Raw genomic sequence first — 18,079 nt, 5'->3', positions numbered from 1 at the left:
TACAGATCAAGATTGGTACAGAGATAACTGAAAATGAAATTCATCTCATGATAACATTTATAGAGTGTCTGGTTGGGGTTATGATATACTTAATGATATTCGATACACTTCCCCATTTTTACTTTTAATGAGAGAGAAAACGAGGAATATTGTATGACGCAGGCGAAGATAAAAATTCGTCGGAACATTTATTCGCTCACCTCCACGCAAATTGACAAGCTTATTCAAGCAATCAAAGGCCTCAAAGCAACGAAGGATTACGATACGTATGTGGAGACACATAGCGACAAGAGTGTTGTGGATCTGGTTCACGGGCAGCCCCTGTTCCTCCCTTGGCATCGAGCATTCTTGTGGCGCTTTGAGCAGCAGTTGAATCTAGACTTTGGCCTTCCCTACTGGGACTGGACCGATGATAGAGGTCAGACCGATGGCAAGGGGAAGGTCACGAACCGGGGACCCTTGTGGCAGGCAAATGTGTGGGGAGGAGCGGGATTTCCTGTCAAGGATGGTCCCTTTACGGTTGCTAACGGCTGGGAAACGGTTCCTATAACCGTTGGAACGCTGAGTTTTGACAAACAATTGCTGCGCGGACTCTCTCTTGCTCCCTCTTTCGGCACCTATCCTACTCAAGAGGATATTCGCCGGCTCTTTGCTTTCAGACCTGCTTATGACCCCTCCATCTATGATAGCTTTCGGGAAGAAATCGAATTTGGCCCACACGGATACATGCATACGTGGGTTGGTGGCTTGAATAATACAAATCCCACGACAAGCAACAGCGGTCATATGAGTTTCTTTGAGACCTCGGTGAATGATCCTATCTTCTGGCTGCATCATGCCAATATCGATCGTCTCTGGGCCCAATGGCAACGTCTGTTTCCCAAATCCCCTGTCCAGGCGCCGGGAATGGACGGCAATACGTATATGCCTCCTACCTTTGGGAAAGACGGTCAGATGTATGTGAAAGATGTACTTGATCTGAGCAAATTGAGCTACTTGTATGAGGAACCGCAGCAGGTCTCGGCTACCTTTCGCGGCACAGACACGCCACCGCCATACATTGATTATGATAAATTCTTTTATACAACCTCTACATCGCTCAAGCAGGGAGAGGCGTTTGTGTGGCCCACGACGGCTCCAACGAAAAATACCAATACCTCCAGTGACGCTGGTCCCGCTCTGGCCTATATTCATGCTAAACGCGAGGCCATCAATGCCTTTCGCGGAGAAGACGGCAATGAGGATCTTTTCACCTCTACCCAGGTAGCAGGCGGGACATGGACGGCGAAAAGCAGTTTTGAGACCAATGGTCAGGGAAGCTATAAAAGCGCTGGAGAGTTGGGCCTGGCCTGGTTTAAGGAGAAACTCTACTGCGTTTATCGAGGCCCGGGCGGCGACGAACAACTCTATGTGACGGCGCGCGACCAGAAGGGGATCTGGTCTCTGGCAACCCCCCTCAATGGTTCAGGTCTCAATTATAGTAACTCCGGGGCAGCCTTAGCGGTCTACAATAACACGCTGTATTGCGTTCACGCAGGAGCCAGAAACCACGACGATTTCCTCTGGTGGTCCTCAACGACGGATGGTGTCACCTGGACACAAGACCAACAGTTTCCTGGCAGTTATAGTATCGCCAGACCAGCCCTGGCTGTCCTCAGGGAACGCCTGTATTGTGTCCATCGCGGAGGCAGAGGATCAGATGGAAATCAACTCCATTGGACGCAGTTGATCGCCACAGCCACTGGACTGAGCTGGGAGGTCAGCAATGCTCTCCCCAACCACATCATTGATGATGGACCTGGGTTAGCTATCTGGGAAGGGGTAGAGCAACGAAAGCCGACAGATCCTCCGCAGCTCGTCCAGCGGCTCGTCTGCCTGTATCGCACCCCTGACAAACTGGCAGGACTCAGATATGCCACGGCGAAGGTGGAGAGCAATTATATCCTTAGCTGGTCACCTGAGCAGCCAGCCAAAGGCACCACTCAGGCCAGCCCGGCTTTGTTCACCGGACCACTGGCGCTGAAGTAATGGCTGTGTGATAAGGATGTGATCGCCTTGTACCGCTTGCTCGATGAAGATGATGTGACGTTTGAGACCCTCATGCAGCCTCACTGGCAGCAGACTCGCGAAGACCTCGAGAGACAATCCATCGATCTGCTCGTGCAGGATACGACCCAGATTGACTTATGACGCCATCCCAAAACCACTGGTCTGGGGTAGGTTGGCAATGAGCGGGGGCGTGGAATGTACCTGCAAACCGTGCTGGCTGTGCATGCTGAGAATGAGCAGGTCCTAGGCTGTGCCATGCAGGAGCCTTTTGTCTGTACTTCGGCTCCCCAAGGGGAAACACGGGACCAGCGACGGCAACACAGCCAACGGGAAACCGATATCTGGGCACGGTTGGTGAAACGATTGGGCTACTTTGAGCCAGGTCTCGTGATTCATGTTGGCGATCGCACTGCTGACCTGTTCGCGTTTTTTGAGGCCTCTCAGGCAACACACGCCCATTTTCTGGTGCGAGGCATGCAAAATCGGCGTGCCGAAGAGAGGCAAGGAGAAACCACCCATGTGCTTGATGCGATCCGTGGCTGGCCCTGCCAAGAGACATCTCCCTTCAAGGTGCCAGCCACCCATGGCAGAAGCGCTCGTTGGACCCAGATCCATCTCGCGTTTGGACCCCTGAACGTGTTGCCTCCTCGCAATGAGCCAGGAGCCAAACACCGTTATCCGAAACTGACCCAAATAGGGACAAGCCATATCTGGCGTTGGGTTCCTGCTTCAACGAACAACCTGCCTGGATCTACCAGGTCTTACAGGATCTCCACAGGCGTACATTCCGGTGTCACTCACCGTACAATGCCAATAGATGCTTTCATCTCGTGGGGGCCTCTGCGACCGCGCGCACCACCTATTCTCTCAAACCTGTTGAATAGGCTTCTTTCATGTCTTTCGCCTTCTTTCAGCTCAAAACTTATGCATACCACTAAAGTAGTCTCTTGCCAAGACAACGACCGGACACGTTCAGGTCAATTTGCCCCATTCGCTTTACATGCCAATTTTATATCTTTTATACTATATTTACAAGAAAACCGAGCGAGAAAGCCTCGGTCATTTATGACTCTGTTGGGAATTTTTGTTCAGACATCTGAACATTCCTGTCGAGCCATCTCCTTGAGACGAGCAAAGGGGCGGCTCGGCGCTCAAAACGAGCATGTTTGCTTTGAGCTTGCGCCTGAAGATGCGCAATGATGCGTACCACATTGATCCCAGCCGCAATCTGCACATGGTGCAGATGCGTCTTTCGTTCCCCTCGATAGGGGCTCCGTCGCAGCCTGGTCCGACGAATGGCTTGTGAAATGGTTCCTTCGATCCCGGCGCGTCTAGCATATTCTTCTTGGAAAGCAGGAGTGTATTGCTCCTTTCGGCGCTTCTCTAGCGCATCATATGCTTCTCGGGGCAGCAATTTGAGAATGCGCCCTTTGACTCCCGTGGTGCAATGCTCTCGTGCCACACACGCCTGACAGATCTTGGGAGGAAAGCGAACCTCAATCTTGTCCGTACCGTGTCGGTCAAGGAAAGGACCCCATCGCTGGCTCACGTGCCCTTGTGGACAACGGACGTGCTGGTGCTGCCAATCCACTTCAAAGTCGTAGAGCCCATACCCCTTCCCTGCTTGGGCTTGCCAACTGGTTGATTCCCGCAGCGGGCCGATCACCTGGGTTCCTTGCTTGGCTTGCGTGACAAGAGAGGGAGCGCTCATGTAGCCTTGGTCTACCAATAGGGTCGCAGGAGCGATCTTGCGTTCACGCAGATCCTGCAGGATCGGTTCCACTGCCAGGCTGTCAGGAACAGTCGCTGGGACGGTATGAACCTGGAGAATCAGATGAGGCGCGTGTGGATCTTGGTCGCAGGTCTCTGTCAGATGCACTTTGTACCCCAACCAGATCAATTCTCGTTTGCGTGACGAGCGTGCTTGTTCATCGTAGGGCGAAACGATCCGATTCTCATTGGTGACTGCAGGTCCATCTCGCCATCGTACCCCTGAGCGCCCCCGCTCGTAATGTTGCTCGAAGATCTGCCGAAGCCGCCTTACAGAAGGGAGTTGCCCCAGAGTAGAAGGCGTTTCTGGGTGGTCGAGACACTCGAAGAGTCGTGCGACGTCCTCTCCAACTTGGCAACGCAGCGCCTGTTGCTTGCTCTCTGACTTGGGAAAGCGTGTCATCTCAAAGCGGTGGACATACCGATCGAACCAACTGGGCTCCAGATGTGAGCCCAGCCACTCGGGATGCAGCTGTGCGAGATCATTGAGCGCAGCGCGCATGCTTTCGCCAACACTTTCGAGGCTATTGAGCGCCCGCACAGCTGCAATCACGGCAGTTGAATCGGTCCGTTGCTTGCCTCCAGCTTTGAGCCAGCCACGTTCCCGGCTGATGGTCAAGATGGGCTCGAGCACAAGCGATTGGGCGTGAGCATCGATGAGCCGTTGACGAAAATCACTCAAAATGGAAAAATCGAACCCTTCATCATCGAGAGGCAAGCTCAAAGCATACTTCCAATCAATGCGTGCCCGGACCGCTTCAGCTGCTTGGCGATCCGTCAGGTGCTCAATGGTTTGTAACACCGTGACCACTGCTAAACGCCAAGGGGCTTCCGCTCGTCGTCCTCGCTTGGGAAACAGGTGAGCAAAGGTCTCGTCCGTAAAGATGCTTCCTAATTCGTCTCGTAGGGTCATCGCGAGGGTTCCCTTGGGGAAAGATCGATGGGCAATTCGGCTGGTTGTTTCTGGAACCTCATCAAGAGGTCTGGGTTGCATCGACATACACAGGCTCCTGAATTTCACCTTCCACCTTCTTTGTGTGAAGATGATCCTTTTTTTCTTACCTTACCACCTTTGCCCTTTCTTGACGAGTTGTCTGAACAAAAATTCCCAACAGAGTCATTCATGCCGGGGAGTGTCAAAAAAGTAGAACCACTATTATTGCGCGCATTGCATATCTGGGAGCGAACGCTTGGTCCTGACGATCCTCTTGTCGCCTATACACTCTATAATCTCGCAGAAATTTTTCGCATGCAGGGTCGCTATGACGAGGCCCAACGACATTATCAACACGGCTTGCGAATTAACGAACAGTGTTTTGGTTCTGAACACACTGAAGTGGCTTTAATTCTCGCTGGACTTGCCAACCTCTATCGTGATCAGGGCAAGTCAGTGGAAGCGGAGCCGCTCTACCAGCGAGCACTCGCTATCCGAGAACAACACCTGGGTCCACTCCATCCTGAAACAGCGCAAACCTTGCATGATCTAGCCATTTGTTCTCAAAGGCAGGGCAAACTGGACACAGCACGCTCCCTTGCCCAACGCGCTCTAGGCATTCGCTTACAGGCTCTGGGAGAGGCTCATCCCAAAACGATTGAGACGCAGAGACTCTCGACGCAACTTGCACAGGAACAGAGACAGACAGAAAAATGACATTTTACTCCCCAGAAGAAATGCAAGCGTTTTATAGATACGCGATCCAGCCCAAGGAAAGAGAATAAACCGTCCTTGCACGAGAGGAACCACACAACTGCGAAGCCATTCAACACGAGCGGTAAGCTCACGTGCTAAGGACAACCGCTGTCGTGCAAGAGGTGAAAGATATGAGTAAAACATATCCTACTGCAATACCTGGCGCAGGCGCGATATCATACATTCGTGAAAATTGATACTACCTGCACTCAACCATGCCGGCATGACAGCACCCTTCGCTCGCTCAATATGCACCATTCGAGCGCGTTCATCTATCGGGACGCAACATCGGATCTAAGAAAATGAGCTTGAAAAGTTTGGAAAAATATTTGAAGCCCAGCAAGCATAGCAAAAAGCATACGAATTTCGTGAGCGAGCAGAGGTGACCAACCTCTTCTTGTTTATGATGCTTTAATCACGGTAATATCTAAGGCACGATATGGCTCTAGCACGTCATCTGGAACGCTTTGTTCTGTAATGATTGCTGAAAGCTCACTCAACTGACCTACGATGTAGGGAGACGCCGTATTCAATTTCTCTGGTGCTGTTAAGGCGATGACCTCTGATGCGCTGGCGATCATGGCACGCTTGAGGTACGCTTCTTCAAGATGATTGGTGCTGATGCCCACCGAGGGGTGTAAGCTGCCTACCCCAAGAAAGTAGATATCCACACGCATCATGCGAATGGTTTCTAGTGCGGCAGTTCCAAGTGTAGCCATGGCTTCTTTGAGGATATTCCCTCCCAAGAGCACGATGTCAATATATGGGTGATGCGCTTCTAACGCTACCGCAACGTGAGGATTGTTGGTCACTACCGTCGCGTGCAGGTCTTGGGGAAGGTGCTGGGCAACCTGGACATTAGTTGTACCTCCATCCAGAAGCAGAACGTGCCCGTTACGCACGAAGGGGATTGCGGCCCGTGCGATAGTCGCTTTTCTCGCTAGAGCTTGCGTTTGACGCAACGTGAAGCTCCCGTAAACTGGTGGACGTGGGAGTGCTCCACCATGAACACGCTCAAGTGCCCCCTCGGCTGCCAATTCACGCAAATCACGTCGAATAGTATCTTCCGAAATACCAAGCTCTTCGCTCACACGTTTAGCGACTACTTTTCCCTCTTGCGAGAGCACCTGCAAAATATATTGCCTTCGTTCCGCTGTAAGCATTCTCTCACCTTTGCTCGTTTTTCCATGCTTTTCTCTATTATTGCCGAATTATGGCTAGATATTCACACAAAACTCCTTGACATTGCACGAAATTGCACATATTATCTTGAATATGTATAGTATAGCATACATGGAAAGAAGGTCTGGCAACCATGCAACGCTTTCACTGCGATGCCATTTTATTCGATCTCGATGGTGTGCTTGTGGATTCAACAGCTTGCGTAGAAAGGTTGTGGTATCAATGGGCTATTCGACATGGATTAGATGCGCAGGAAGTTATCACGCGTGCCCATGGCAGACGCACTATCGATACTCTGCGTGCTGTCGCACCCACCCTTGCCATTGAAGGTGAGGTTCGACGTATGGAAAAAGCTGAAATAGAAGATATACAAGGGCTTATGAGCATCACTGGGGCTGCGAGTCTCTTGGCTGGTTTAGCACCTACCCAATGGGCAGTGGTCACCTCTGGCTCACGCGCACTTGCAACTACTCGTTTACGTGCGGTTGGCTTGCCTTTGCCATCGATCTTTATTACCGCCGAGGACGTCACTCAAGGCAAACCTCATCCTGAAGGGTATGTGAAGGCTGCGTGCCTGTTAGGAGTACCACCTCAGCGTTGTATTGTGCTTGAGGATGCGCCAGCGGGAATTCAAGCCGCTCTCAAAGCTCATACGACTGCTATCGCGGTTGCGTCCACTCACCAGCCATCGGAATTACAAGCCGCTCGTGTGTGTGTGCCGTCACTGGCAGCACTCCACGTGAATCAGCAGAAGGCTTCAGATCAAGCCAAGCCATCTTTAACCATTACGGTAATAAGAACAATATATGACCAGTTGCATGCTTTCTAATGAGCAATCATCTATACAGAAACAAACTGATCCTCATCCCATCTCTCCTGTGCAGGGCGCTTTGTGTCTAGAACATATGCTCCATAGGATAGTAGCATGCTGACCTCTCGTCAAGTGCCCCACCATCCGTTGTTGCGAGGATCCGCCCCTCCCTTCAGCCTTTCAAAGAACGGCGATGCATCCCTGCCATCCATGAGCAGGGATGCATCGCTCGGATTCTTGTAACCTTCAACGAAATTCAATGGCTTTACAACACGCTTCCACACAGAATTGTGATAAGCCCAAAAAACCTATATTTGAGAGAGTCCCCGATCCGTTATCCGAAACTTACCCAAATATGGACAAGCCATATTTCGCGTTCGGTTCCTGCTTCAACGAACAACCAGCCTGGATATACCGGGTCTTACAGGATCTCCACAGGCGTGAATTCCGGTGTAACTCACCGTACGAGGAGCAATTCTAGCAGAAACGAGGGACGAACGCAAGAGCAACAGATGTCAACGGAAAGAGATATTTGTCAACTCTTCAAGAAACTTGTTTTAACCCCGGCAAAGAGCTAGCCGTTTCCTGTTTTGTTGTTTAGCAGGCGATGGTGACCCCAGGCCACCGCTCCTGGCGATGATCCATGCAGGATCTCGACGTTCAAACCCATCTCCTGGCTGTAGCGACTGGCAATATCCTTGATCTGCTTGTCGTCTCCACGCCGTGCCAGAACCGCGACAGTGCCACCGCTACCTCCGCCAGTAATCTTGCCGCCATAGATGCGCGCAGCTGATCCAGCCTCACGTACCAGCGCGACGAGGCGATCTGTCCCGCTTGAGCCAAGCCCACAGGCGCTATAGCTGGCGTGCGACTGGTACATTAACTCACCCAGCAGGATAAGCTGCTCTTCGCTGACGGGGCGCTGCGCCAGCAGAGCGCGGAAGAGTTGGACGCGGTGATGCTCGTAGATAGGATGAGCGGTCGGCTGGCGCAGCGCGTAGGTACGGCACGGATCGATATGGGTTACCGTATCGGTCGAGCCACCATAGCGTTCAAGGAAGGTTGCCCCGTCAAGTCGCTCAGGAACGCGCTCACGATAGATACTCTCCCACATAGAGGGTGTGATATTCGCCAGGTAGCCCTGCCACTGCGGATCGCTTATGCTGACCTGTCCATTACCAAGCGGCCGCGCGGAGAGGCCCGCCTGTTCGGCGATGATGCGGTAGCCCATAAACGCGCCAATGCGCACCGAGCCATAGTCCGCGCCGGTCACGGCATGGCGAATACCGGAATCGATTCCCCATACCTCGACTTCTTCAGGCAACGCGATATTGCCTTGAAGCTCGGCTGGCTGGCAGAGCAGCGCCAGTAGGGTATCTTGCACGCCACAGGCTGCCGTCATCTGGTCCATGACGCCGCAAGGTGCATTGACAATCAGGTTCTCAACCTGTTGACAAAGCAGAGCCAGCTCACGTCCCGCCAGAGCCAGCTTGAATGACGCGGCCACGGCTTGCATCGTGGCAACTTCGAGGGCTGCCGATGAGCTAACCCCCTTGCCCGTAGGAACCTCGGAGTGGATGAAGATGCGCAGGCCTCTATTAAGCACAAGACCGCGCTCGTGTTGTAGGATGATGAGCACACCAGCCACATAAGCTGCCCAGGCGCGCCGAGGCTCCGCTGTGAGCAGGGTATGCGCGGCGCTGTAATCCAGGGCATGCTGGTTGGTCTGGAACGCGTCGAGGGGGAGAGTGATCAAGGGGTCGCTCGTATCCTCCTCGACATTGGTACTGAGCAGAGTGATAAGAGGCTCGTCCGAGGGCTGGACGGCGGCCCAGGTAGCCACACCCAGCGGGAGTTCCAAGACCAGTGAACCGGAGTAGTCGGCGATACCGCCCATCAGGTCCAGGCGTCCAGGCGCGCGCCCCACCCAGAGCGGAGCGTGCTCATTAAAGAAGTCGGCCTGGCTGTTGAGCACGACGAGAAAACGTTCTGCGTCAGGGAGTTCCCGCGAGGAATCTTCAAAACGCCACATCTATGAGGTCCTTTCTGCATCCTTATTCAGATTGGTCGCATTCTCCAGCAACCCTCGCTCGCGCAAGACATCACGCAGCATGGGGGCAACCTGCTGATAAATCTGCTCGTTAGCATAGCCAACCCAAGAGATGCCTGATGTGACATCCAGGGGAGCCGCTTGCTGATTACCATATTCATCCGTTATGATAAGCCCTGCCTCGCGTCCGATCAACTCGGTACAGAGATCATAGGGATGACAATTGAGGCCGAAAGCCTTACCGTGCCTGCGCGCTTGTGCATCGATCAATGGACGCAAATCGGCTATCCAGCGGTCGTGTCCCATGAGTAGTTCATATAATTGTCCCCCGCTTGATAGATACTGGTCCTCAAACGTCTGTGCCTGACCCGGCTTGACTGGCCCCAGGATGCGCTCAACGACGGTATCATCTATCGCGGCCAATTCGGCACGTCCACCGGGAAAGAAGCGCGAGATCGCGCCAAAGCCAGAGGCAATTGTACTGGCACGCGATGGCTGCGGCTTAAGTGGCTGGCGTTCGCCCGTGCGGAAGTTTACTCGCTCGCCGTCTACCCCCTGCCCGGCAATGGACCAGAAGCAATCGCTGAGGTGCTGTTTGATCAGTGGGATCTCCGTCTGGACTGCAATTTCAATATCTTTGAGCGAGGTTTGCGCGCCCTGATTGGGTGCGACCCCGGTAAGAATCCAGGCCGCGCGTTTCTGATAGACGACACCGCGCGTCCCGTCGATTGGATCGATAATGATGCGCAGTTCGGCTTCATCGGGATCAGTACCAGCCGGGAATGTGCGTATCCCGTCTTCATCCAGCCCTTCAGCGATGAGCACGAATGAGCGCTCGCGCCCCAGGGCCGTAAAGTGCTCTACCAGCACCTCTTCCGAGACGTGATCAAGGGCGAAGATAGTATCTCCTGCCTGCTCCCCAACGATGGTGGAAAGCTGTTCGATAGCCTGCTGTTCGCAACTTGCCACCACGCTATCTCGAATGGACTCGTGAATAGCGCGTATCCGCGCGAGCAGTTCGTTAGCGCCCTGGATCATTGCTCTTCCTCCCTTTCGCGATAATGGATTGTTGGGACGGCCAGCAGTTCAGCTGCTTTGGCCTCTGGAGAGGTGTCACTGATGAAGTTGCCACCGCCAATTTCGGGACCCGCGAGATACTTCAATACGCTGGGACGCCGCAGTGGTGGATGGAAGGCAATGAAGAAGTGGAAGGGACTATAGTCTCCCCCATCGGTAGGAGCCTGATGTAGCGCCATGACATAGGGGAACGACATCTGCCAGAGGTTGTCAAAGCGCACAGTGACATTCTTCAGGCCGCGTGCCAGCGCCTCCACCTCGTCGTCGCGTAACGCATAGATGTGCGAGACACAGCGCTTGGGTGCCAGGTAGATCTCATAGGCATAGCGCGCGAAGTAGGGCACAAAGGCGATAACATGTTCATCTTCGTAGAGAATTCTGCGCCCATCAGCTTGCTCGGCGGCGATAATATCGGCGAACAGGTAACGATCCGTTTCTTGGTGATAGCGGCGCGAGGCCGTCAGTTCTTGTTCGATAGTCTTGAATACAAAGTTGGTGGCATAGATTTGCCCATGTGGATGCGGATTCGATACCCCAACAACTTCGCCCTTGTTCTCGAAGCAGAGCACATGATTGACTTCTGGCCGCTTGCCAAGCTCGAACGTTTGCCGCTGCCAGACCCGCACTATCTCGCTGATGGTCTTGTGCGACATCTCGGCTACTGTTAGGCTGTGATTTGGACTAAAGGAGATTACCCGTGCCAGGCCATTGGCCCGACGCGCTTTATAGGGTCCAGGAGGAAGCACCACGTCTTCTGGTGCTTCCGGTCCGACGCAGGGGTGATCGTTGTCAAAAACATAGATGCTCTCGTAGTCGGGATTGCTGGCTCCACCGACACGCTTGTTACCGGGACAGAGATAACAATCTGCTACATACGATGGCTTAGGAGCCTCGTCGATAGAGACGACGGCTCCACTCCAGGGGCGATTCTGACGATGGGCCGCGATAACCACCCATTCTTCTCGCAAGGGATGCCAGCGTTCCTCCCATAAGCCACTGGCACGTTCGGGATCAGCATTCATATCTTATACCTCCTGAAAGCCATTGGGATGCGTGCTATGCCAGCGCCATGCAGTCTCCAGAATCGTCTCCAGTCCGTACTGCGCCTTCCATCCGAGCTCGCGCTCGGCCTTGCTACAATCGGCCCAGACCGCCGCAGGATCGCCAGACCGCCGTGCTCCATATTCAACCTTGAAATCAACGCCGCTAATCCGTTTGGCCTCTGTGATGACTTCCTGAACGCTGTGGCCCGTTCCCGTACCAAGATTGTAGGCTGCGCTCGGATGGCCCTGTGTCAGTTGCTCGAGGGCTTTGACATGAGCGACCGCCAGATCGATAACATGAATATAGTCTCTAATGGCAGTCCCATCGGGAGTCGGGTAATCGGTGCCAAAGACGGTAACCGAATTTGTGCGCCCGACGGCAGCCTTCATCACCAGAGGAATCAGATTGTGCGTGTAGTCCCAATCCTCGCCATTGCTATTGTCCAGCGCAGCGCCCGAGGCGTTGAAGTAGCGTAGCGCGCTATAGTGAATACCCGCCGTCACATCGTACCACTTCAGCAGGGTCTCGCCCATCAACTTGCTTTCACCATACACGCTCTCTGGCTTCTTGGCCGCGTCCTCCGACACTGGCAATTGCTCTGGCGTTCCAAAAATGGAACAGCTTGAGGAGAAGACAATAGAGCGTGTACCGTGGCGCGCCATTGTATCAAGCAAAGAGACTGTACCTCCTACATTGGTGCGAAAGTACTTCGCAGGCTCATGCATCGATTCGCCAGGAGCCTTATACGCGGCAAAATGGATGACAGCCTCTGGCTTCTCCTGCGTGAATAGCTGCTCCAGGAGCCCCTCGTCGGTAATGCTGCCCTGCCAGAACCGAACATCCTCTATCGACTGCTTATTCCCAAGTTCTAATGTATCGAGCACTACAACTTCGTAGCCACGCTCGACTAACTCATGTACGGTATGTGATCCAATATACCCGGCTCCTCCGGTGACTAGAACCTTCATCTGCTGCTTCATCCTTTCTGTCGCTTATCAGATAGCTTCTGCACTAAGTATAATGCACAATTCGCGCAGAATCAATGCGCGAATGAGCAATATTATCACGCAAAATTGCCCTAACAGCCTTGAATAGATGAAAGAGAATGCAACTGTTACCGAAAAGTAGGAAAAAGGGATCAATCATGTGCAAGGCGCCACGCTTTCGGGCTGCTTGACAGATGAGAACACTTGCTCTACAATAATGAAACCAACAGGCAAGAGAAAGAGCAGAACCGCATGATTCGCGCCCATAAGATCAGACTGCATCCCACCTCAGAACAGGCCAACGCCCTTGCACGCGCCGCAGGGTGGCTCGCTTCGTGTGGAATTGGGCGCTGGCTGAGTGGAATCGGCAGTACGAAGCCCAGGAGCAACCAACTGCCCTCAAGCTCAAGAAGCAATTCAACGCGATCCGACGAGCATCCTTCCCCTGGACGTGGGATGTGACCAAGAACGCCTCTGACCAGCCCTTTCTTGATGTGGGCAAAGCCTTTACGGCGTTCTTCGAGGGGAAGGCTTACCGCCCGAAGTTCAAGAGCAAGAAACGCAGCAAGCCGAGCTTCTATCTTGCCAACGACCAATGCAAGATCAGAGATCATCGCCTCTGGGTGCCAAAGCTCGGCTGGGTCAATATGGCCGAGAATCTGCGCTTTCAGGGAAAAGTCCTCGGGGTACGCATCACCAGAACCGCCGAGTGGTGGTTTGTTTCCATCCAGGTCGAACTTCCGGACACGAACCCGATGGAGAAAGCGGCAGCGGTGGGCATCGATGTTGGACTCAACCGCCTGGCAGCCTTGAGTACGGGAGAGCACGTCGAGAACCAAGCCTTTCTCACAACCGCGCTGGGGAAGCTGCGCCAAGCCAACAAACGCCTCCATCGCCGGAAGATGGGATCGCGCGAATCGGGACAAAGCGCGCAGAAAGGTGGCACGCCTGCACGACCAGATCGTATGCTTGCGCCAGGATGGCCTTCAGAAGCTCACAACCAGGCTGACGGAGAGTTATGGAATCATCGGGGTGGAGAACCTGCACCTCAAGGGATTGCTCAAAAACCGACGCCTGGCTCGCGCGTTCTCCGACGCTTCGCTAGGCACGCTCGTGCGTCTGCTGGAAGCCAAAGCCACTCAACAAGGTGGACAGGTGATCAAGGTCGACCGTTTCTTTCCTTCCAGTAAGACCTGCCACGGCTGTGGATGGACCTGGGATGAGATGAGCCTCAAGGATCGCATCTTTGTGTGTCAGAATCCCTCCTGCTCGTATGTTCATGTTCCCCAGGATCGCGATCACAATGCTGGACACAATGTCTTGCAAGAAGCCCTTCGCTTGATCGGGCTCGTTGATCAAGCCGTCTCCGGTACTGGCTCGGACGAAGACGCAAACTTGGCTGTGGACGCGGGGTAAGACCAAAAAGACCAGCTGGTCTTGAGGCACCTACGGAGGAAGCAGCAACAACAAAAGATGGAGGAAGGCGATGCTTGCAGACGTTTTCCCACATTAATTGGAGCAGAAGATCCGTATCCTGGCGGCTTCGTAAGTTTGGTGGGCCTTCTCCTGAAGGTGACCTATTTTCTCCAGAAGTTGCTCGCCTTGATATACTAGGTTCCTGGGTGAAAATATGTGGACATGAACATCGGTAATGACCAGCGCGGCATCTGTCTTTTCCATAGGTAAATCTTGATAGGTTTGATTCTGAAAGTGAGCTAGCCGCGACTCAATTCATTCCGGTTGATGTATTTTGACTCCGAGTTCTTTGAACCATGCGAGTAGGTCGGTAGGGGCCTCGCGATCAGTCACAAGGGTATGCATCGCGGTAGAGGGGGCGATGGCGTGCAGAGCGACTCGACCGAGCTTCGTGTGGTCCGCCAGCACGATAGTTTGGAGTGCGCGTTGGATGGTCCGCCGATGTGTCAGCGCTTCTAATTGGTTCGGGCCTGTCAATCCATGTTCAGGGCTTACCCCCGTTACGCCAACAAAGGCTTTGCCCACATACATCTGATTGAGGCTCTCTTCGGCTAGCGGACCCACAAGCGCGAAGAAGTCTGGTAACAACAAACCTCCAGTCAATGTGAGAGTAATATCCTTGAGTCCATTCAATTCCATAGCAATATTGACAGCGTTTGTCACAACAGTCAGGGGCCGAATCTGGACATGGCGAATGGCGCGCGCGAGGTGGGTGGTAGTGGTACCTGGAGTGAGGGCTATGGAGTCGCCTGGTTGGATTAGGCCGAGAGCGACGCGGGCAATCTGGGCCTTCTCCTCGATCTGCTTGTTCATATTTTCCTGAAAGGTCAGATCGTAGGCGTAGGCGCTATATGCAGGCATATCGACAGGCAAAGCGCCCCCATGCACCCGCCGCAGCAAGTTCTGTTGTTCCAGGCGTTCCAGGTCACGACGTATGGTGGAGGTGTTAACCTGGAGCTGCTGACTTAACTGTTCGGCACCCACACGTCCATGAAGGAGAAGTTCTTGTAAAATAAATTCCGCTCGTTTTGCCGGATTAGACATAGCGCTCCTTATGATGGATCAGCAGTGGTGCCGCCATTATATGGTGCACTTTGTGGAATGTCAAGCCGCAAGTGAAACAAATACCATGTAGCCGTAGCGGTGGTCGTTCGTTCTGCTATAGCAGAACGAGAGTACTGCTCCGATTTTCCTATGCGAATGCATGCGAACATACGTTCACACCGAATTTCGTTGTTCCTGTTTCATTCGCAGGTGCCTTCGGGACAAAGCCCTCTGGTCTTACCCCGCGTCCGCAGGCAAGTTTGCGTCTTCGTCCGAGCCAGTACCGGAGACGGCTTGATCAATACACCCGATCAAGCGAAGGGCTTCCTGTAACACATTTTGACTTGCGTTGTGATCTCGATCCTGCCCAAACTGCTCATATGGGCAAGCGGGATTCTGACACACAAAGAGGCGATCCTTGAGCGTCATCCCTTTCCACGTCCAACCACAACAATGACAGGTCTTACTGGAAGGAAAGAAACGGTCCACCTTGATCACCTCTCCCCCACGTTGCGCCGCTTTTGCCTCGAGCAGACGCCTGAGGGTGCCCAGCGAAGCATCGGCAAACGAACGAGCGAGACGGCGATTCTTGAGCAGTCCCTTGAGGTGCAGATCTTCCACACCGATGATCCCGTAACTATCCGTCAGCCTCGTCGTGAGCTTCTGCAGGACGTCCTGGCGCAGGCAGCTGATGCGATAATGCAGACGGGCAACCTTTCGGCGCGCTTTCTCTCGATTCTTTGATCCCAATTTCCGGCGGTGCAACCGTTTGTTGGCTTGACGCAGCTTCTTGAGTGCAGTTTTGAGGAAGGCTTGGTTTTCGACGTGCTCTCCTGTACTCAAGGTTGCCAGGCGGTTCAAGCCCACATCAATCCCGACGGCAGCTGGTTTCTTCACCGCGATGGGATCAGGGATCTCGACCTGCAGGGACACAAACCACCACTCTGCCTGACGAGTGAGACGTGCACCTGTGACCTTGCCCTCAAAGCGTAGATTCTCAGCCAGATTGACCCATCCGAGCTTGGGGATCCATATGCGATGATCCCCCACCTCCAATTGATCGTTGGCAAGGTAAAAGGAGGGTTTGCTTTGTTTCTTGCTCTTGAACGTGGGGTGTTTGGCTTTCCCTTCAAAAAACGCGGTGAAAGCTTTTCCTAGATCAAGAAAGGGCTGATCTGAGGCATTCTTCGTCACCTGCCATGTCCAGGGGAAGTGCATCCGTCGAATCGCGTTAAATTGCTTCTTGAGTTTCAAGGCGGTCGGTTTTTCACCGGCTTCATGCTGCCGATTCCACTCAGCAAGTGCCCAGTTCCACACAAATCGGCTGGTTCCTGCGGCTTTTGCAAAATACTCGGATTGCTCAGGTGTGGGATGGAGTCTGATCTTATGGGCGCGAATCATGTGGTTCTGCTCTTTCCCTTGCCTCATATTTGCCTGAGTATAGGGCAAATGTTCTTATCTGTCAAGAAGCCCGAAAGCGTGGCGTCTTGCCTACAGTTGATCACTTCTTCCCACTTTTTGGGAAACAGTCGCAATCTCTATTCGCGGCATAAAGAGTATTGAGGTTCGGTCACCGTGCCGTTGCCCTGCTCGTCAACGTCAATGCCATGAGCCGCCCCCAGTGCCTGTTCATCGAGGAACACGCGAAAGCGCACGGACGTTCCTCGCGCTGGCGGCCCCATGACGAGATGGACATCGCGGGCATGAAAGCGGGACGCGATACGCCCATTGGCCGTGTTGAGCACAATGGCCTCTCTCTCCACTGTCCAATTACCTGAAAGCACCCAATGATTGAGCCTCAAGCGCGCGGAGGCAGCATAGACGCGACGCGTACCCAGGACTGCCGTTATCCGAAACTTACCCAAATAGGGACAAGCCCTATCTGGCGTTCGGTTCCTGCTTCAACGAACAACGTGCCTGGATAGACCAGGTCTTACAGGATCTCCACAGGCGTACATTCCGGTGTAACTCACCGTACAAGGAGGAATTCTCGCAGAAACGAGATACGAATGCAAGAGCAACAGATGTCAACAGAAAGAACTATTTGTCCACTCTTCAAGAAACTTGTTTTAACCCTACTGGGTGACGCAAAGTGCTCAGTGTGTGCATTCCCGAGATAGTTTTCTGGAGACCTCAAGTCGCCCCAAATAGCGTCTGCTTCAGCTCCCGGGCATCGACCGAAACCAGTTCATCACCGATACCGCCGATGCCAGCCTCGACCAGCAAGTGTTGATGAATTATTTCCGACTGCTTGTAGGTGCCCTCCCCGAAGTGATGATGTCGAATACGGCCCTGCGCATCAACGAAATAGAGGGCTGGCCAATAGTGGTTATGGAAAGCGCGCCAGATCACATAATCGTTATCGATGGCGATCGGACAGGAGACCCGCAGGTCCCTGGCCGCCCAGCGCACGTTCGCGGAGTGCATACTGTCGGGAAGTACTTTCCGGTATTCTCAAGGACTTGTTGGAGCGTACTTTGCCGCATATACAGACATGCCAGACGGCGAAGGTGGTGAGCGGAGACCTGCTGCATCATCTTACTGATCCTCCTTCTGCTGAGCCGGAAGTGCTTTGAGCATCTGGTTAAGAGATCCTATGTCTTCAAAATAAAGCACTGTTTTGCCAGCTGCAACAACTAGAAAGGGATCAAGAGGGGCGAGACTGGTCCAGGCTAGGGGCAGCGACCGGACCTGTTGGGTCTGCGGATCAGCAAAGAAGACGCGTTCCTCTCCCCAAGCTAGACTCTGCGAGAGCGGGGAAAACTGTGGCCACAGAGGGGATGGAAGGGATGGGTAACGGTAAAGCAATGTTCACCATTCGTGTTATTAGGTGTAGTTGGCAGTTCGTTTAAATGGCCCTGTCGAAGGCCAGGTGAATCGGCTGAAATTCATCAAACGCT

16 protein-coding genes and 1 pseudogene are annotated in these 18,079 nt (G+C 53.4%); 5 read left to right on the top strand and 12 right to left on the bottom strand.

Going from position 1 to position 18,079, the window contains the following annotated elements:
- Positions 1 to 153 precede the first annotated feature (153 nt).
- Together K3T82_RS39070 and K3T82_RS49410 are read left to right on the top strand one after the other, a co-directional pair.
- Complete coding sequence (locus K3T82_RS39070; protein ID WP_220198917.1) at positions 154 to 2,028, top strand: tyrosinase family protein; 1,875 nt, start codon at positions 154 to 156, stop codon at positions 2,026 to 2,028.
- A gap of 27 nt (positions 2,029 to 2,055) precedes the next feature.
- Positions 2,056 to 2,190: a hypothetical protein gene (locus K3T82_RS49410; protein ID WP_268886721.1), complete on the top strand. Its 135-nt coding sequence runs from the start codon at positions 2,056 to 2,058 to the stop codon at positions 2,188 to 2,190.
- Positions 2,191 to 2,292: 102 nt separating this feature from the next.
- Here K3T82_RS49410 and K3T82_RS39065 read toward each other — a convergent pair whose 3' ends face one another.
- On the bottom strand, positions 2,293 to 2,757 hold the full coding sequence (locus K3T82_RS39065) for a hypothetical protein (protein ID WP_220198916.1): 465 nt from the start codon (positions 2,755 to 2,757) through the stop codon (positions 2,293 to 2,295).
- Positions 2,758 to 3,112: 355 nt separating this feature from the next.
- Positions 3,113 to 4,819, bottom strand: a complete 1,707-nt coding sequence (locus tag K3T82_RS39060) for an IS1182 family transposase (protein ID WP_220198915.1) — start codon at positions 4,817 to 4,819, stop codon at positions 3,113 to 3,115.
- Positions 4,820 to 4,942: 123 nt separating this feature from the next.
- On the opposite strand from K3T82_RS39060, the gene K3T82_RS39055 reads away from it, so the two are divergent.
- The gene (locus tag K3T82_RS39055) at positions 4,943 to 5,470 is read left to right on the top strand and encodes a tetratricopeptide repeat protein (RefSeq protein WP_220198914.1); all 528 of its coding nucleotides are present in this window, start codon (positions 4,943 to 4,945) and stop codon (positions 5,468 to 5,470) included.
- A gap of 440 nt (positions 5,471 to 5,910) precedes the next feature.
- Here K3T82_RS39055 and K3T82_RS39050 read toward each other — a convergent pair whose 3' ends face one another.
- Positions 5,911 to 6,672, bottom strand: coding sequence for a DeoR/GlpR family DNA-binding transcription regulator (locus tag K3T82_RS39050; RefSeq protein ID WP_220198913.1), 762 nt, complete (start codon positions 6,670 to 6,672; stop codon positions 5,911 to 5,913).
- A 152-nt stretch (positions 6,673 to 6,824) separates the two neighbouring features.
- Between K3T82_RS39050 and K3T82_RS39045 the strand changes: the two genes are divergently transcribed.
- Entirely contained in the window at positions 6,825 to 7,520 is a 696-nt protein-coding gene (locus K3T82_RS39045; protein WP_220198912.1) for an HAD family hydrolase, read from the top strand.
- Between the two features lie 556 nt (positions 7,521 to 8,076).
- Here K3T82_RS39045 and K3T82_RS39040 read toward each other — a convergent pair.
- Genes K3T82_RS39040 through galE form a run of 4 tightly spaced genes read right to left on the bottom strand, consistent with a single transcriptional unit; the run spans position 8,077 to position 12,641 of the window.
- Positions 8,077 to 9,534, bottom strand: coding sequence for a galactokinase (locus tag K3T82_RS39040; protein WP_220198911.1), 1,458 nt, complete (start codon positions 9,532 to 9,534; stop codon positions 8,077 to 8,079).
- Positions 9,535 to 10,590 (bottom strand): FIG domain-containing protein, encoded by a 1,056-nt coding sequence (locus K3T82_RS39035; protein ID WP_220198910.1) that lies wholly within the window; start codon positions 10,588 to 10,590, stop codon positions 9,535 to 9,537.
- Positions 10,587 to 11,651, bottom strand: coding sequence for a galactose-1-phosphate uridylyltransferase (gene galT, locus K3T82_RS39030; protein ID WP_220198909.1), 1,065 nt, complete (start codon positions 11,649 to 11,651; stop codon positions 10,587 to 10,589). The genes K3T82_RS39035 and galT overlap by 4 nt, the downstream gene beginning before the upstream one ends.
- Positions 11,652 to 11,654: 3 nt before the next feature.
- The gene (gene galE, locus K3T82_RS39025) at positions 11,655 to 12,641 is read right to left on the bottom strand and encodes a UDP-glucose 4-epimerase GalE (RefSeq protein WP_220198908.1); all 987 of its coding nucleotides are present in this window, start codon (positions 12,639 to 12,641) and stop codon (positions 11,655 to 11,657) included.
- A gap of 270 nt (positions 12,642 to 12,911) precedes the next feature.
- On the opposite strand from galE, the pseudogene K3T82_RS39020 reads away from it, so the two are divergent.
- A pseudogene (locus tag K3T82_RS39020) lies at positions 12,912 to 14,075 on the top strand (RNA-guided endonuclease InsQ/TnpB family protein).
- A gap of 315 nt (positions 14,076 to 14,390) precedes the next feature.
- Here K3T82_RS39020 and K3T82_RS39015 read toward each other — a convergent pair.
- The 5 genes from K3T82_RS39015 to K3T82_RS50500 form a co-directional block, all read right to left on the bottom strand.
- Positions 14,391 to 15,179: a DeoR/GlpR family DNA-binding transcription regulator gene (locus K3T82_RS39015; protein WP_220198907.1), complete on the bottom strand. Its 789-nt coding sequence runs from the start codon at positions 15,177 to 15,179 to the stop codon at positions 14,391 to 14,393.
- Positions 15,180 to 15,416: 237 nt separating this feature from the next.
- Positions 15,417 to 16,580 carry an RNA-guided endonuclease InsQ/TnpB family protein gene (locus K3T82_RS39010; RefSeq protein ID WP_220198906.1) on the bottom strand — a complete coding sequence of 388 codons (1,164 nt, stop codon included), beginning with the start codon at positions 16,578 to 16,580 and terminating at the stop codon, positions 15,417 to 15,419.
- 137 nt (positions 16,581 to 16,717) lie between these two features.
- Positions 16,718 to 17,044: a hypothetical protein gene (locus K3T82_RS39005; protein WP_220198905.1), complete on the bottom strand. Its 327-nt coding sequence runs from the start codon at positions 17,042 to 17,044 to the stop codon at positions 16,718 to 16,720.
- A 268-nt stretch (positions 17,045 to 17,312) separates the two neighbouring features.
- Complete coding sequence (locus K3T82_RS39000) at positions 17,313 to 17,606, bottom strand: thioredoxin domain-containing protein (RefSeq protein WP_220198904.1); 294 nt, start codon at positions 17,604 to 17,606, stop codon at positions 17,313 to 17,315.
- Positions 17,607 to 17,717: 111 nt separating this feature from the next.
- Positions 17,718 to 17,987, bottom strand: coding sequence for a DUF5372 family protein (locus K3T82_RS50500; RefSeq protein ID WP_420799395.1), 270 nt, complete (start codon positions 17,985 to 17,987; stop codon positions 17,718 to 17,720).
- Positions 17,988 to 18,079 lie beyond the last annotated feature (92 nt).

It is taken from the genome of Ktedonospora formicarum (assembly GCF_016587355.1).
Taxonomy (GTDB): Bacteria; Chloroflexota; Ktedonobacteria; order Ktedonobacterales; family Ktedonobacteraceae; genus Ktedonobacter; species Ktedonobacter formicarum.
Note: the sequence above shows the minus strand (reverse complement) of the source record. Positions and strands in the feature narration are given on the sequence as shown.